The sequence below is a fragment of the Chelatococcus sp. KU-N122 genome, from assembly GCF_055391085.1.
The window spans coordinates 920,617-934,604 of the sequence record NZ_AP043981.1 but is presented as its reverse complement, the minus strand read 5'-3'; the positions used below and the strand labels follow the sequence as shown (position 1 = coordinate 934,604).

Annotated in this window: 11 protein-coding genes; 8 read left to right on the top strand and 3 right to left on the bottom strand. The window is 67.7% G+C overall.

Features of this window, described 5'->3' with window-relative positions; translation table 11 throughout:
* Positions 1-23: 23 nt before the first annotated feature.
* Positions 24-1,637, top strand: coding sequence for a benzoylformate decarboxylase (mdlC, locus tag ACZ5PO_RS04195; protein ID WP_464190571.1), 1,614 nt, complete (start codon positions 24-26; stop codon positions 1,635-1,637).
* Between the two features lie 22 nt (positions 1,638-1,659).
* Positions 1,660-2,868 (top strand): FAD-dependent monooxygenase, encoded by a 1,209-nt coding sequence (locus ACZ5PO_RS04190; RefSeq protein WP_464190569.1) that lies wholly within the window; start codon positions 1,660-1,662, stop codon positions 2,866-2,868.
* 364 nt (positions 2,869-3,232) lie between these two features.
* Here the strand turns inward: ACZ5PO_RS04190 and ACZ5PO_RS04185 are convergent, their stop codons facing one another.
* Positions 3,233-3,766: a MarR family winged helix-turn-helix transcriptional regulator gene (locus ACZ5PO_RS04185; protein WP_464190567.1), complete on the bottom strand. Its 534-nt coding sequence runs from the start codon at positions 3,764-3,766 to the stop codon at positions 3,233-3,235.
* Positions 3,767-4,049: 283 nt separating this feature from the next.
* Here ACZ5PO_RS04185 and ACZ5PO_RS04180 point away from each other — a divergent pair, with 283 nt between their 5' ends.
* The 5 genes from ACZ5PO_RS04180 to ACZ5PO_RS04160 all read left to right on the top strand — a co-directional run bounded on the left by ACZ5PO_RS04180 (position 4,050) and on the right by ACZ5PO_RS04160 (position 8,883).
* Complete coding sequence (locus ACZ5PO_RS04180; protein ID WP_464190565.1) at positions 4,050-5,297, top strand: cytochrome P450; 1,248 nt, start codon at positions 4,050-4,052, stop codon at positions 5,295-5,297.
* Between the two features lie 3 nt (positions 5,298-5,300).
* Positions 5,301-5,624, top strand: coding sequence for a 2Fe-2S iron-sulfur cluster-binding protein (locus ACZ5PO_RS04175; RefSeq protein WP_464190563.1), 324 nt, complete (start codon positions 5,301-5,303; stop codon positions 5,622-5,624).
* 415 nt (positions 5,625-6,039) lie between these two features.
* Complete coding sequence (locus ACZ5PO_RS04170) at positions 6,040-7,248, top strand: ABC transporter substrate-binding protein (RefSeq protein WP_464190561.1); 1,209 nt, start codon at positions 6,040-6,042, stop codon at positions 7,246-7,248.
* Positions 7,249-7,400: 152 nt separating this feature from the next.
* Positions 7,401-8,036, top strand: a complete 636-nt coding sequence (locus ACZ5PO_RS04165; RefSeq protein WP_464190559.1) for a MarC family protein — start codon at positions 7,401-7,403, stop codon at positions 8,034-8,036.
* A 403-nt stretch (positions 8,037-8,439) separates the two neighbouring features.
* A complete protein-coding gene (locus ACZ5PO_RS04160; RefSeq protein WP_464190557.1) occupies positions 8,440-8,883 on the top strand; it encodes a hypothetical protein in 444 nt (147 codons plus the stop codon).
* Positions 8,884-9,024: 141 nt separating this feature from the next.
* Here the strand turns inward: ACZ5PO_RS04160 and fumC are convergent, their stop codons facing one another.
* Positions 9,025-10,437 (bottom strand): class II fumarate hydratase, encoded by a 1,413-nt coding sequence (gene fumC / locus ACZ5PO_RS04155; protein WP_464190555.1) that lies wholly within the window; start codon positions 10,435-10,437, stop codon positions 9,025-9,027.
* Between the two features lie 277 nt (positions 10,438-10,714).
* On the opposite strand from fumC, the gene ACZ5PO_RS04150 reads away from it, so the two are divergent.
* A complete protein-coding gene (locus ACZ5PO_RS04150; RefSeq protein WP_464190552.1) occupies positions 10,715-11,725 on the top strand; it encodes an NADP-dependent oxidoreductase in 1,011 nt (336 codons plus the stop codon).
* Positions 11,726-11,858: 133 nt separating this feature from the next.
* Here the strand turns inward: ACZ5PO_RS04150 and ACZ5PO_RS04145 are convergent, their stop codons facing one another.
* Positions 11,859-13,940 (bottom strand): 3'-5' exonuclease, encoded by a 2,082-nt coding sequence (locus ACZ5PO_RS04145; RefSeq protein ID WP_464190550.1) that lies wholly within the window; start codon positions 13,938-13,940, stop codon positions 11,859-11,861.
* Positions 13,941-13,988 lie beyond the last annotated feature (48 nt).

Below are 13,988 nucleotides of genomic sequence, written 5' to 3'. Positions count from 1 at the left end.
TTGCCACCGGAGGCCTCGGGCCCATGCCAAGCCGACATCTCACCGTTCGGGAAGCGACCCTCGACGTGCTCCGCTCCTTCGGGGTGGATCGCGTCTTCGGCAATCCCGGATCGACCGAGCTCGCCTTCCTGCACGACTGGCCCGACGACATCGACTACGTGCTGGGCCTCCAGGAGGCCAGCGTCGTCGGCATGGCGGACGGCTATGCCCAGGCGACCGGCCGGCCGGCTTTCGTCAACCTGCATTCGGCGGCGGGCCTCGGCCACGCCCTCGGCAACCTGTTCACCGCCTGCCGCAACAAGACCCCGCTCGTGGTGACGGCCGGACAGCAGGCGCGCAGCATCCTCCCCCTCAGGCCCTATCTGTTCGCGGAGGAGGCCGCCCGGTTCCCCCGGCCCTACGTCAAATGGAGCGTCGAGCCGGCGCGGGCCGAGGATATACCGGGGGCCATCGTGCAGGCCTTCCTGACGGCGATGCAGCACCCCCGCGGCCCGACCTTCGTCTCCGTGCCGTCGGACGATTGGGGCCGCCCCGCGTCGCCCCCGGCCCCACGACGTATCGCCACCGCCTTCGCTCCGGACGCGGCGGCGATCAGACGCCTGGCCGCGGCCATCGCGAAGGCCGGACAGCCCGCCTTCGTGGTCGGGCCCGATGTCGACCGCAGCGGCGCGGTCGAGACGATGGTGTCGGTCGCGGAGCGGGCGAGGGCGGCCGTGTGGGCGAGCCCCATGTCGAGCCGGTCGAGCTTCCCGGAACGGCATCCGCTGTTTGCCGGCTTTCTCGCGGCCGCGCCTGGCGCGCTGGCGGACGCGCTGCGCGGCGCCGATCTCGTCGTCGTCTTCGGCGCGCCGGTCTTCACCTTCCACGTGGAGGGGCATTGCGACCTGCTGGCGAACGGCACGCCCATCTGGCAGATCACCGACGATCCGACCGAGGCGGCCTCGGCGGCGGCCGGCGAAAGCCTGATCGGCACGATGCCGGCAGCGCTCTGCGCCCTCCTGGCCGCGCTGCCGGAGACGGCCGATCGGCGACCGCCACCGCCGCGACCGGCGCCGCCGGCTCCCGCAGCCGCGGTTCCCATCCCTCCGAGCTATGCGATCAGCCGGCTCTCGGCTCTGTTGCCTGCGGACGCTATCGTGGTCGAGGAGGCACCGTCCCACCGGCCCGCCATCCAGCAGCACCTGCCATGTCCCGGCGCCGATAGCTTCTACACCATGGCGAGCGGCGGCCTCGGCTACAGCATGCCGGCGTCGGTGGGCGTCGCCCTGGCGCGGCCCGGCCGGCGCATCGTGTGCCTGATCGGAGACGGATCGGCGATGTACTCCATCCAGGCGATCTGGACGGCGGCTCAGCGCAAGCTCCCCGTCACCTTCGTGGTGATGAACAATTCCGGCTACGGCGCGATGCGCTTCTTCAGCCGCATCATGCAGGCGGAGCGTCCGCCCGGCATCGATCTGCCCGGGCTCGATTTCGTCTCGCTCGCGCGGGGCATGGGCTGCACGGCCGAGCGCGTAACGGTGCCCGAAGAGCTCGACCGGGCGCTCGCGGCCGCACTCACAGCACCGGGGCCGGCGCTGGTCGATATCGCCGTGGACGAGGCTGTTGCCGTGCTCTTCGGGGACGGCAAGCGGGACTGACAGCTAACGAGGAGACGTGAGGATGAAGATCGCCATCGCAGGCGCCGGCCTCGGCGGCCTGGCGGCCGCGCTGTGCCTGCACGAGAGAGGCCACCGCGTGCGGGTCTTCGAAGCCGTGGAGACGTTGCAGCCCCTCGGCGTGGGGATCAACGTCATGCCCCATGCGTCCGGCGTGCTCCATGGCCTGGGCCTCGGCGATGCTCTCGACGATATCGCCGTCCGCACCCGCGCGATCGAATACCGCACGCGCTTCGGCCATCTAATCCAGTCCGATCCGCGTTCGGTCGAAGCGGGCTTCGAGTATCCGCAGTATTCGGTCCACCGCGGCGAGCTGCAGTTCCTGCTGCTCGATACGGTCCGCGCCCGCCTCGGGGTGGACGCGGTCGTCCCCGGCAAGGCGGTGACGAGCTTCATCCAGGACGGGCGCGGCGTGCGCGTGGCCTTCGCCGACGGCACTGCGCACGAGAGCGATCTCCTGGTCGGCGCCGACGGCTTCCGTTCCCAGGTGCGCCGGCAGCTTCATCCCGATGAGGGGCCGGCGCATTACGAAGGCACGATGATGTGGCGGGGCGCCAATCTCCAGGCGCCGTTCGCCGACGGCCGGACCATGTTCATCGCCGGCGACCACGACGTGAAATTCGTCTGCTACCCGATCAGCGGCCGCGCGGCGCGCCAGGACATGGCGCTGGTCAACTGGGTGGCCGAAGTGCGCCACGATCAGCCCCGCGCCGCCGAAGAGGCCGACTGGACGCGCGAGGGCGACCGCGACTTCATCGCCGAATTCTCGGGCTTCCAGATGCCGGACATCGACATACCGGCTCTGCTCAAGACGACGCAGCGCATCACCAAGTATCCGATGATCGACCGCGATCCGCTGCCCTGGTGGACGCAGGGGCGCGTCACGCTTCTCGGCGATGCTGCCCATCCCATGTATCCGATCGGCGCGAACGGCGCGTCGCAGGCGCTCGTCGACGCGCGGGCGCTCGCCGATGCTCTGGCCGAGCGGGAGGGGGCTGAGGCGCTCCTGGCGTACGAGGCGGTGCGCCGGCCGGTCACCACGAATGTCGTTCTCACCAACCGCAAGTCCGGCCCCGAACGCGTCCTCGACATCGCCGCCGCGCGAGTGAGGGGGCCGGAGGACCGGATCGAGGATCTGATCCCCGCAGCCGAGCTGGAGGAGGTCGCCGCCCAATATCGTGAGATCGCGGGTTTCCGGAAGAGGGCGGTCTGAGGCCATGCGGAGGCTCGGCACGGCGGAGCGTCTTGCCCCGGCCGGACTCAAGAAACCTCAATCGGATGAGCAGCGGCCCTGAGCTCGTTGCTGCAATTATGGTTGCCAAGGCAACGAAATTGTGGAAAATGGAATCGAACCAAACAGCGGCCATCGGAAGCCGCGGGACCTGGAGGAAATGACGATGGAGGGCATGGGCCCGAGCCCGGTCGGCAGCGTCATCGTCGGCGGCGCGGACAGCGCTCAGGCGGCCGCGTCGCTGCACGACGAGGGCGACATGGCAGCTGCCGGCATTGCTCCAAGGGCGCGGCCGATGTTCGTGCGCGCTCCGCGCGCCGCGATGCAGCGCGAGCCGCCGCCCCTGTCAGTCCTCGCTCTCGGGGCCCGCAGACCGCGCCTGGGTCACCGCCGGCAGGTTCTCGTGCAGCGCGTTCAGCAGCTCGATCAAGGTATCCTGTTGCGCGGGCGTCAGGCAGGAGAGCAGATTTCGCTCGCGCTCCAGGGCCACCCGGATGACGCGATCGTGCAGCATGAGCCCTTGTTCGGTCAGGCTGATCAGCCGCCGCCGTGCGTCGGCCGGATCGTCCGCGATGCGGATCAACCCCTTTTCCTGCATGGCCGCCAAGGTGCGGCTCACCGGGCCCTTGTCGTAGCCGATGACGTGGCTGATGCGGGCGGCGGGAATGGCGGGCTCGATGGCGAGCAGCGACATGAAGCGCCATTCCGTGACGTTGACGCCAAAGGCCCGCTGGTAGGTGACCGATGCCGTCCGCGACAGCTTGTTCGCCAGGAAGGTGAGCAGCGCCGGCACGTAGCGCTGCAGGTCGAGCCGCGGGGCCTCCGGCGCGGTCTCGTTACGGGGGCCGCCCCTATGTCGTTTCGCCGCCGTTCTGGCCATCGCCGGTCCACATTGCGAGGTCGTGACAGCGATATGGCTCAAGTGAGACGGACCGTCACCCTTTTTTCACAAGGCGGTCGGCCGCTCGCCGAGGCCGACCGCAGCGCCGCGCGATCGGGCGGATACACCGGGTCGCAGACGAATCGATCCGGATCCAAGATGTCGGAAGCATTCGGCCCGATCGGACGACGATATCCGACCGCGACATGCTCTAGCTGAGCTTGGGGCGTGCCGAAAACAGCAAGGAAAGCTGTGCACCCGAGCGATACCAAGGGAGGAGGCCATGGCCACTGTCACCATCCCGTCCGGCGCGACGGCGCCGCAAGCCCTCGCGTCCACCGCAGGGACGGCCGCACCGGTCTCTGACGTCGATCCGTTCTCGACCGAGTTCTTCGAGGACCCGCATCGGATCCACGAGGTGCTGCGCGAGACGGGACCGGTCGTCTATCTCTCCACGTGGAACGTGTTCGCCGTGGCGCGCTACGCCGAGGTGCATGCGGTGCTGAACGACCCGGCGACGTTCTGCTCCAGCCGCGGCGTCGGGCTCAGCGATTTCGCCAGGGAAACGCCGTGGCGGCCGCCCAGCCTGATCCTGGAGGCGGACCCGCCGGCCCACACCCGTACCCGCGCCGTGCTGAGCCGGGTGCTGTCGCCGGCGGTGATGAAGCAGATCCGCGACGGCTTCGCCGCTGCCGCCGAGGCCACGGTCGACGCTATCGTGGCGCGCGGCCGCGTCGACGGCATCGCCGACATCGCCGAAGCCTATCCGCTCTCGGTGTTTCCTGACGCGGTCGGCCTGAAGGCGGAAGGCCGCGAGCACCTGCTGCCTTATGCCGGGGTGGTCTTCAACGCCTTCGGTCCGCCGAACGCGCTGCGCCAGTCCGCGATCGAGCGCTCGGCCCCGCACCTGGCCTATGTGCAGGAGCAGTGCCAGCGCGAGAACCTCCGCCCCGACGGCTTCGGCGCCTGCATCCATGCGCACACCGACAGCGGCGACATCACCGCGGCGGAGGCGCCGCTGCTGGTGCGCTCGCTGCTCAGCGCCGGCCTCGACACCACGGTCAACGGCATCGGCGCCGCGCTCTACTGCCTGGCCCGCTTCCCGCAGGAGTGGGAGCGGCTGCGGGCCGATCCGGGTCTCGCCCGCAACGCCTTCGAGGAGGCGGTGCGCTTCGAGAGCCCGGTGCAGACCTTCTTCCGCACCACGACGCGGCCGGTCGAGCTCGGCGGCGTCACCATCGGCGAGGGCGAGAAGGTGCTGATGTTCCTGGGCGCCGCCAACCGGGATCCGCGCCGCTGGGAGGACCCGGAGCGCTACGACGTCACGAGGCGCACCAGCGGCCATGTCGGCTTCGGCTCCGGCATCCACATGTGCGTCGGCCAGCTGGTCGCCCGCCTGGAGGGCGAGGTGCTGCTCGCGGCGCTCGCCCGCAAGGTCGGATCGATCACCATCAGCGGCCCGGTCAAGCGCCGCTACAACAACACGCTGCGAGGGCTCGAGAGCCTGCCGCTCACCATCGAGGGAGCCTGACCGGTGCCGCAGGTCGTTTTCATCCATCCCGACGGTCGCCAGGAGGCGCTCGAAATCACCGCAGGCCTGAGCGTCATGCAGGGAGCGACCCAGAACGGCATCGAGGAGATCGTCGGCGAGTGCGGCGGCAACGCCATGTGCGCGACCTGCCACGTCTATGTCGACGAGGAGGATATCGAGCGCCTGCCGGCGATGTCGGACAACGAGGACGCGCTGCTCGACGGCGCCGCCGCCGAGCGGCGGCCGACGAGCCGCCTGTCCTGCCAGATCGAGGTCACGCCGGCCCTCGACGGCCTCGTCCTGCGCCTGCCGGAACGGCAAGTCTAGAGCATCCGGCGCAAGAATAGACGCGGATGCTGGGAGACGATGTTAAGATAAAGCGCTGGTAGCGCTTCATGCAATTTTTGATGGTTTGGCATTGACGGAGCCGCCGCGCACCCTCGCCCCGCTTCAACGCAGGTCGGGTCTACCCGACTTGCGCACTCAGAGAGCTGAAGAATGCGGCACGCCGCATTCTTCTTGGAGAGGGCAGGGGTGAGGGGGCTTGAGGCCGCGTGGCGTAGCCGGTCTTGAGCCCTCTTCCGAAGCCCCCCTCACCGGGATCGCGCTGCACGCGATCCGACCTCTCCTCGCAAGCGGGGCGAGGTCCGCAGCTGCACGCGCCGAGCGGGGCGAGCCGCGTCGGCGTGGGGAGCAGGGCCGCTGGCATGAACAGCGATGCATAACACCAGGGGAGGATCAGATGAGAATAGCTCAGTGGGCGCTGGCGGTGTCGCTGGCGTGGACCGGCGCGGCCGCGGCCCAGATCTCGGACGGGGTGGTTCGCGTCGGCGTGCTCACCGACATGTCGGGTCCGTTCCAGGACACCAACGGCATGGGCTCGGTGGAGGCGGCACGCATGGCGGCGGAGGATTTCGCCGGCGGCGGCAAGGGCCTTAAGGTCGAGATCGTCTTCGCGGACCATCAGAACAAGCCCGACATCGGCTCCGCCATCGTCCGCCGTTGGCTCGACGTCGACAAGGTCGATGCCGTCGTCGACGTGCCCCATTCGGCCGTCGGGCTCGCCGTGAACTCGCTGCTGCGTGACACGCGGATGGCCTTCCTGGCGTCCGCCACGGCAACCTCCGACCTCACCGGCAAGGCCTGCTCGCCCAACACGGTGCAATGGGTCAACGACACCTGGGCCACCGGCAACACCACCGCCGCCGCCATGATGCAGCGGGGCGGCGACACCTGGTTCTTCGTCACCGTCAACTTTGCCGTCGGCCAGGGAATAGAGACTGAGGCCACGAACTACATCCTGAAGCACGGCGGCAGGGTGCTGGGCTCGGCCAAGCACCCGCTCGACACTGCCGACCATTCCTCGTTCCTGCTGCAGGCGCAGACCTCGCAGGCCAAGGTGATCGGGCTCGCCAACGCCGGCGCCGACACCATCAACGTGGTCAAGCAGGCTTCCGAATTCGGCCTGCAGAAGGGCGGCCAGAAGCTGGTCGCCTTTCTTGCCTTCATCAACGACGTGCATGCCATGGGGCTGAAGAATGCCCAGGGCCTGCTGCTGACCGAAGGCTTTTACTGGGACCTGAACGACGACACGCGCGCCTTCGGCAAGCGCTTCGGCGCACGGCCGGGCATGGGCGGCAAGATGCCGAGCAGCAACCAGGCCGGCGTCTATTCGGCCACCATGGCCTATCTGAAGGCGGTCGCGGCCACCGGCAGCGACGAGGCCAAGACGGTGGTGGCCGAGATGAAGAAGGCGCCGTTCCAGGACAAGCTGTTCGGCGACTTCGCCGTGCGGGCGGACGGCCGCGGCATCCATCCGATCCACCTGTTCGAGGTCAAGCGCCCGGAGGACTCGAAGTATCCTTACGATTACTACAAGCTGGTGGCGACCGTGCCGGCCGACAAGGCCTTCCGTCCCATGGCGGACGGCGGCTGCCCCATGGTGAAGTGACGGAGCAGCGGACGGGCTGGGCCGGGCTCGGCCTCAGGCGGCTTCGCGCGCGACAATGGGCGCGAAACGGGGTACGCCCGATCCGACGCCTGTCCGGTCCGATGCTCACGTCCGACCGGACCGGTTCTGGATGCCGCGGGGGCACGACGCCGGTGGATTGGGTCACGACGACGAAGCTGTTCGCGGCGCTGTTCGCCATCATGAACCCGCTCAGCACCATCCCGGTGTTCCTGGCGCTGACGGCCGATCAGCCGCCGGCGGAGCGCCGCCGCGCCATGGTGGGGATGATCGCCACCATCGCCGTCGGCTCGCTCGTCTGCGCGCTCGCCGGCCGGCAGTTGCTGGCGATGTTCGGCATCGACGTCACGCACTTCCGTCTGGCCGGCGGGATCATCGTGCTGCTGATCGCGCTGTCGATGCTGCACGGCGAGGACAGCAGCGCCCACCATGGAACGGATGCGGAGCAGCAGACCTTCGAGCAAGCCAGCAACGTCGGCGTCTATCCGCTGGGCATCCCGATCGCCTTCGGCCCCGGCACCATGGCCACCATCATCGTCTTCGCCCAGACGGCGACCAGTCCGGCGAGCCTGATCGGCTATTATGCCGGGCTCGTCGGCTATCTCGTCTTCTTCGGCATCCTGCTGGCGTGCGCCCCGCTGCTCGCCAAGTGGCTGTCGCCGACCGCGCTGACCATCTCCAAGCGGCTGATGGGCATCATCCTGGCGGCCATCGCCGCGGAGATGATCGTCGGCGCCCTCGGCGACCTCTTCCCCGGCTGGCGGGCCTGAGGCCGGCGCGGCGACCGGCTTTCGTTTGAAGGATGGATGATCGGGTCAAGCCCGATCATGACGGCATAGGCGCGAGGCACCGACCTCCCAGCGTCATGCCCGGGCTTGACCCGGGCATCCATCCTCCAGGTCGAAACCTGCCGAAGCAGCCGCCAGCGATGGCCCGCAGGGCTTGGCTTTCGCCGTCTGCGGCGCTTCCCGATGGCCACCCTGTCAAGAATTTAGGAAGCTTAACGGAATGCGAATGCAAGAGTTCATGAACTAAGCCGCGTCAGCTTCGTTTAACCTGAACAGACGTTCACACTTCCACGTTAACCTCTCAGCCAGATCCACCCCGTAATCCTTGGTGCACAACAGGAACAACACCGGCACACAAAACAATTCGCCGGAGAGGCACCAAGTCATGATCAAGACATCCTTGCACGCCTTCGCTGAACGCACCCTCGATGCCGGAAACATCTCCAGCAACGACGTCCGCGACCTCGCAACCCGCATCCTCCCCAACGACATCATGCACCGCGACGAGGCCGATCTCCTCATCGCCCTCGACCGCATGATCGACCACAAGTGCCAGGCCTGGGACGACCTCTTCGTCCGCCTCATCGTCGACTTCGTCGTCTGGTCGCTCCGCCCTACCGGACGCGTCGACGCCGAGATCGCCACCTGGCTCACCACCTCGCTTTCCGCCGGCAACGGCCCCACCGAGGCCGGCGTCGCCGCCGCCCTCGAGATCGTCCGCGAGGCCGATCAGGTCGACGAGGCCCTCATCTCCTTCGTCCTCCAGGGCGTCCAGGACAAGCGACGCCTCACCGCCCTCCCCCCGGCGCGCCAGCCAAGGGCCGCCTGAGGCGAGTGCTTTGAGTTGATGGATGGCCGGGTCAAGCCCGGCCATGACCAAGCGGGAAGCGGACAGCCTTCATCCTCAGCGTCATGGCCGGGCTTGACCCGGCCATCTATCCACTTTGAGCACTCAAGCCATTGCCGCCTCTCACGACGCCAGCGGGCGGGTCATGTCCTCCGGCTTGACCCAGGCGTCGAACTCCTCGCCGGTGACGTAGCCGAGCTGGAGCGCCGCCTCGCGCAGCGACAGGTTCTCGCGGTAGGCCTTGAGCGAGATCTGCGCCGCCTTCTCGTAGCCGATGTGCGGGTTGAGCGCCGTCACCAGCATCAGCGAGTTGTCGAGGTTGGCGCGGATGCGCCGCTCGTCCGGCTCGATGCCCACGGCGCAATGGTCGTTGAACGAGTGGCAGGCGTCGGCCAGCAGCTCGCCGGAGACCAAGAGGTTGTGCAGCATCACCGGCTTGTAGACGTTGAGCTGGAAGTTGCCCTGGGAGCCGGCGAAGGCGACCGCATGGTCATTGCCGAACACCTGCACGCAGACCATGGTCATGGCCTCGCACTGGGTAGGGTTGATCTTGCCGGGCATGATCGAGGAGCCCGGCTCGTTCTCCGGGATCTTGAGCTCGGCGAAGCCGGCGCGCGGGCCGCAGGCGTAGAAGCGTACGTCGTTGGCGATCTTCATCAGTGCGCCCGCCAGCGCCCGCACGGCGCCGCTCGCCACCACCATCTCGTCGTGGGCGGAGAGGGCCGCGAACTTGTTGGCGGCGGAGACGAAGGGCAGGCCGGTGTCCTCGGCGATGTGGCGGGCGACGGCGTCGCCGAACCCCGGGTGGGCGTTGAGCCCGGTGCCCACGGCGGTGCCGCCGATGGCCAGCTCGAACAGCCCCTTCAGGCCCTGCTCGACGGCGGCGATGCCGTGGTCGAGCTGCGCCACCCAGCCGGAGATGAGCTGGCCGACGGTCAGCGGCGTCGCGTCCTGGAGGTGCGTGCGGCCGATCATGACGATGTCGCGGTAGGCATCGGCCTTGGCGTCGAGGGTGTCACGCAGCTTGGCGACCGCCGGCAGCAGGCCGCCGGTCAGCTGCGCGGCGGCGGCGACGTACATCACCGTCGGGAAGGTGTCGTTGGACGACTGGCTGCGGTTGACGTCGTCGTTGGGATGGATCGGCTTCTTGGAGCCGATCTCGCCGCCGGCGAGCTCGATCGCCCGGTTGGCGATGACCTCGTTGGCGTTCATGTTGGTCTGCGTGCCCGAGCCGGTCTGGAAGACGACCAGCGGGAACTCGCCGTCGAGCCGGCCGTCGATGACGTCCTGGGCCGCGCGCACGATGAGCGCCACCTTGTCCGGCGGCAGCTGGCCGAGCTCGCCGTTGGCCAGCGCCGCCGCCTTCTTCAGGATGCCGAGCGCCCGGATGACCGAGCGCCCCCAGCGGAAGCGCTCGACGCCGATGCGGAAATTTTCCAGCGAGCGTTCGGTCTGCGCCCCCCAGAGGCGGTCGGCCGGCACCTCGACGTCGCCGAGGGCGTCCTCTTCCACGCGAAACTTGGCCTTGCTGGTCATCGTCGGAGCTCCATGAATGGGTCGGGCGGCGGCGCGACCGATGCGGCGCCGTGCCCCCGACGGTCGCGCTGCTCATAGCGCATGTCGCATGGCGCTGGACAGGGGCTGTTCCCTCATTCTTCGATTAAGCTTTTGATTCTAGAATGATTATCGTTCCAGATCGAGGCCTGTGGCGCCCTTTTGGCCAGCGCGCCCTGCGAGCCTCGGATTGATTCAAAGCGCCGATCGGCGTGATCTAGCGATGCGGCGAAGACATCAAACCCCGGGGGGAAACCATATGAGCGAGCTGCAATCCCGCGAGATCCGCCTCAAGTCGCGGCCGGTCGGCCTGCCCGGCGCCGCCCATTTCGAACTGGCGACCGTGCCGGTCCGGGATCCGGCGGAGGGCGAGATCGTCGTCCGCAACGAATGGATGTCGGTCGATCCCTACATGCGCGGCATGATGATCGACCAGAAGAGCTACGCCCGTCCGTTCCAGGTGGGGGAGGTGATGGACGGCCGCGCCGTCGGCCGGGTCGTCGCCTCGCGGGCGCCGCAGTTCGCCGAGGGCGACTATGTCTTCCACATGCACGGCTGGCGCGACTATGCGGTGGCGCCGGCCGAGGGCTTCGAGAAGATCGACCCGGCGCTCGCGCCGGTCGAGGCCTTCCTCGGTGCCCTCGGCGCGCCGGGGCTTACCGCCTACGTGGGCCTGTTCCGCATCGGCGAGCTCAAGGACGGCGACGCCGTGTTCGTGTCGGCGGCGGCAGGCGCCGTGGGCTCCGTCGTCTGCCAATTCGCCAAAGCGCACGGATGCTACGTGGTGGGCTCGGCCGGTTCCGACGACAAATGCCGCTGGCTCCTGGACGAGGCGGGCGTCGACGCGGCCATCAACTACCGCACCTGCGGCGACCTGAACGAGGCCGTCGGCCACGCGTTCCCCAACGGCATCGATGTCAACTTCGAGAACGTCGGCGGCGCCCATCTGGTGGCGGCGCTCAACCACATGAACACCTTCGGCCGCATCGCCCTGTGCGGGATGATCGCCCAGTACAACGAGGTGACGCCGCCGCCGGGGCCCTCCAACCTCAGCCTGGCCATCATGCGCAGCCTCAAGCTGCAGGGCTTCGTGGTGCGCAATCACCTCGATCTCAAGCCCAGGTTCATGGCGGAGGCCGGGGCTCTGATCCAGGCCGGCAAGCTGCAGCGGCGCGAGACGGTGGAGGAGGGCCTGGAGAACGCGCCGCGCGCCTTCCTCAAGCTCTTCTCCGGCGAGAATTTCGGCAAGATGCTGGTGCACATCGCCTGAGGACGACCCGTTCCCGCGGCGCCTGATCCTCACCCGCGCAGCGGGGGAGGGGGACCGCCAAAGGCCGGGGGAAGCGATACTGAAGGCCACCCATCTATCAGTCACAAGCGACCGCTTGTCCGAGAGCGAGGCTTCAAGCTAGCCCGAGATCCGCAAGAAACTCCGAGACCGGCTCGACGCCGGTCACCATCAAGCGGTCTCGCGCTCGCGTGCAGGCGACATAAAGGAGATGCCGCTCCGTGTCGTAGACCTCCTGAAGATCGGCTTCGTCCCCGACGCTCTCGATGCGCTCCTGGGAGGGAATGATCTCGTCGTCGCAGGCCATGACGGCGACGCATTTGAACTCGAGTCCCTTTGCCAGATGCATCGTCCCAATGGCTACGCTACCGCGCTCCGGCTCTGCGCCTTCGTCCAACTCCGAGCATGGCGCGCCCGCGATTTTCGCAGCGGCACGCGCGCGCTGCATCTCTGCCTCCGAGCGTACAATGACGCCGATTTCGTGTGGCTCGCAGCCCCGCTCGATGAGGTCGGCCATCCACTGCCCGATGGCCTGCAGCTCTTCCTCCTGCGACACGAACGTCCGAACACTCGGGATTAGCCCATCGAACAGCGAGATGGTGCCCCGACGGCTTTCCCCGTTGCCGTCGACGTCCGACACAATCCCGGGGAGCAGTCGATCGGCATGCTGTCTGATCTGATGGGAGGTCCGATAGTTGATGCGGAGCGTAGTCGACCGGCCGCGCACGTCGAGGCCGAGAGCCTTCCACGAGAAGGGCTGCTGAAAGATCCGCTGCCCAATGTCGCCGGCGAAAAAAAGGCCGTCCGGCTTCAACGCCCCGAGCGCTGCCAGGAAGCGCGCCTCCGCTACGCCCAGATCCTGGGCCTCGTCGACGACGACAAAGTCGAAGGGTGGCTCGGCACCAGCCACCAAGTCATCAGTCAGGCGCCCGAAGACGTCTGCCCACGTCAGGAGCCCATGCTCGGCGAGGCCGGCTTGCACGCGCTCGAAGATCGCCCAGAGCACTTCCCGCTGCTTGCCGCCGATCCTGGTCTTGCGGCCGAGCCTCGATACGTCGCGGTAAGCCTCCCATGACCTGATCTGCCAGGCATCGACGACATCGCTCCATTCGCCCAACAGGAAGCGCTCGGAAAATCGGTGGCCTGGGACGGCCGCCCCAGTTGCGGCGATGAGGGCTCCAATCGACGCGGGTGAGGCGATATTCGGCGGCCCGTGCTTTTCAACAAAGAGATCATAACCGACTGCAGCGAGCGCCTTCGCGGTGATCCGCGAGGCGACGCCGGGCTCGTTACCGACGAGGGTCGCGAGCCGGGTGCGGAGCGCGCTGGCGAGACCTTCCGAAAACGTTGTGAGCAGCACCCGAGCCTCGGGGTTGGCGCGAGCGAGGTGGACGGCGCGATGCAATGCGACGATCGTCTTGCCCGTCCCGGCGGAGCCTGAGACACGTGTCGGCCCGAATGCCGCTCGCTCGACCAGTGACTTCTGCGCAGGATGTAGAAAGACGGCCCATTTGTCCCAGGGCGCGTCCAGAGCGCGCTGAAGCTCTTCCACGTCCTTCAGCACGCGGAAGCGACGCAAGGCATCCGGATGAGCGAATGGATCGGCCTCCATTGGCGCAGCTGGCGTTGGCTCCGGCTTTTCGCCTACGGCGAGCTTCAGCAACGCCTCCTGCGCCTCCTGCGGGAGGTGCGCGATGACATCGAAGATCGTATCCTCGTCGGCCCGCCGGACCTCGTCGACCCAGTCCTCGGGCACGCCGAACGCCATCAGCTCGAACTTGCGGAGATTATCGAACAGTTTCGGTTTTGGCACGGACGCTGTAGCGGGAGCAGGCCGCACGGCTGGCGGTGCTCCGACATCTTGGACACGCTCGCGAATCTCGACAAGCTGCATCGCGCCGGTCGTCGGATGCCGCTCTATCCGCCGACGCTCGGCCCAGGCGTAGGCCTTGTCGTGATGATCGACGTAGGTCAGCAGCAGACTCGCCGCCGTCCGATGGATGATCAACCTGATGTCAGCGTTGACGCGGACCGACCAGAAGTTCGCGTCCTTCGCGCGATCGAGCTTATGGAAGGATAGCCCTGGCGACGAGGGGTCCAATTGCAGGTCGAAGGCGGTCGTCTTCACCGCCTTCTGCTCCTGAGATGTGAGGCGTGCGAGGCTGTCCGTAAAGGTATCGGCGATGCGGAATTCCATGGACTAGGGACCTCTATAGACATTGTGTCCTGGATTGAATGTATATTA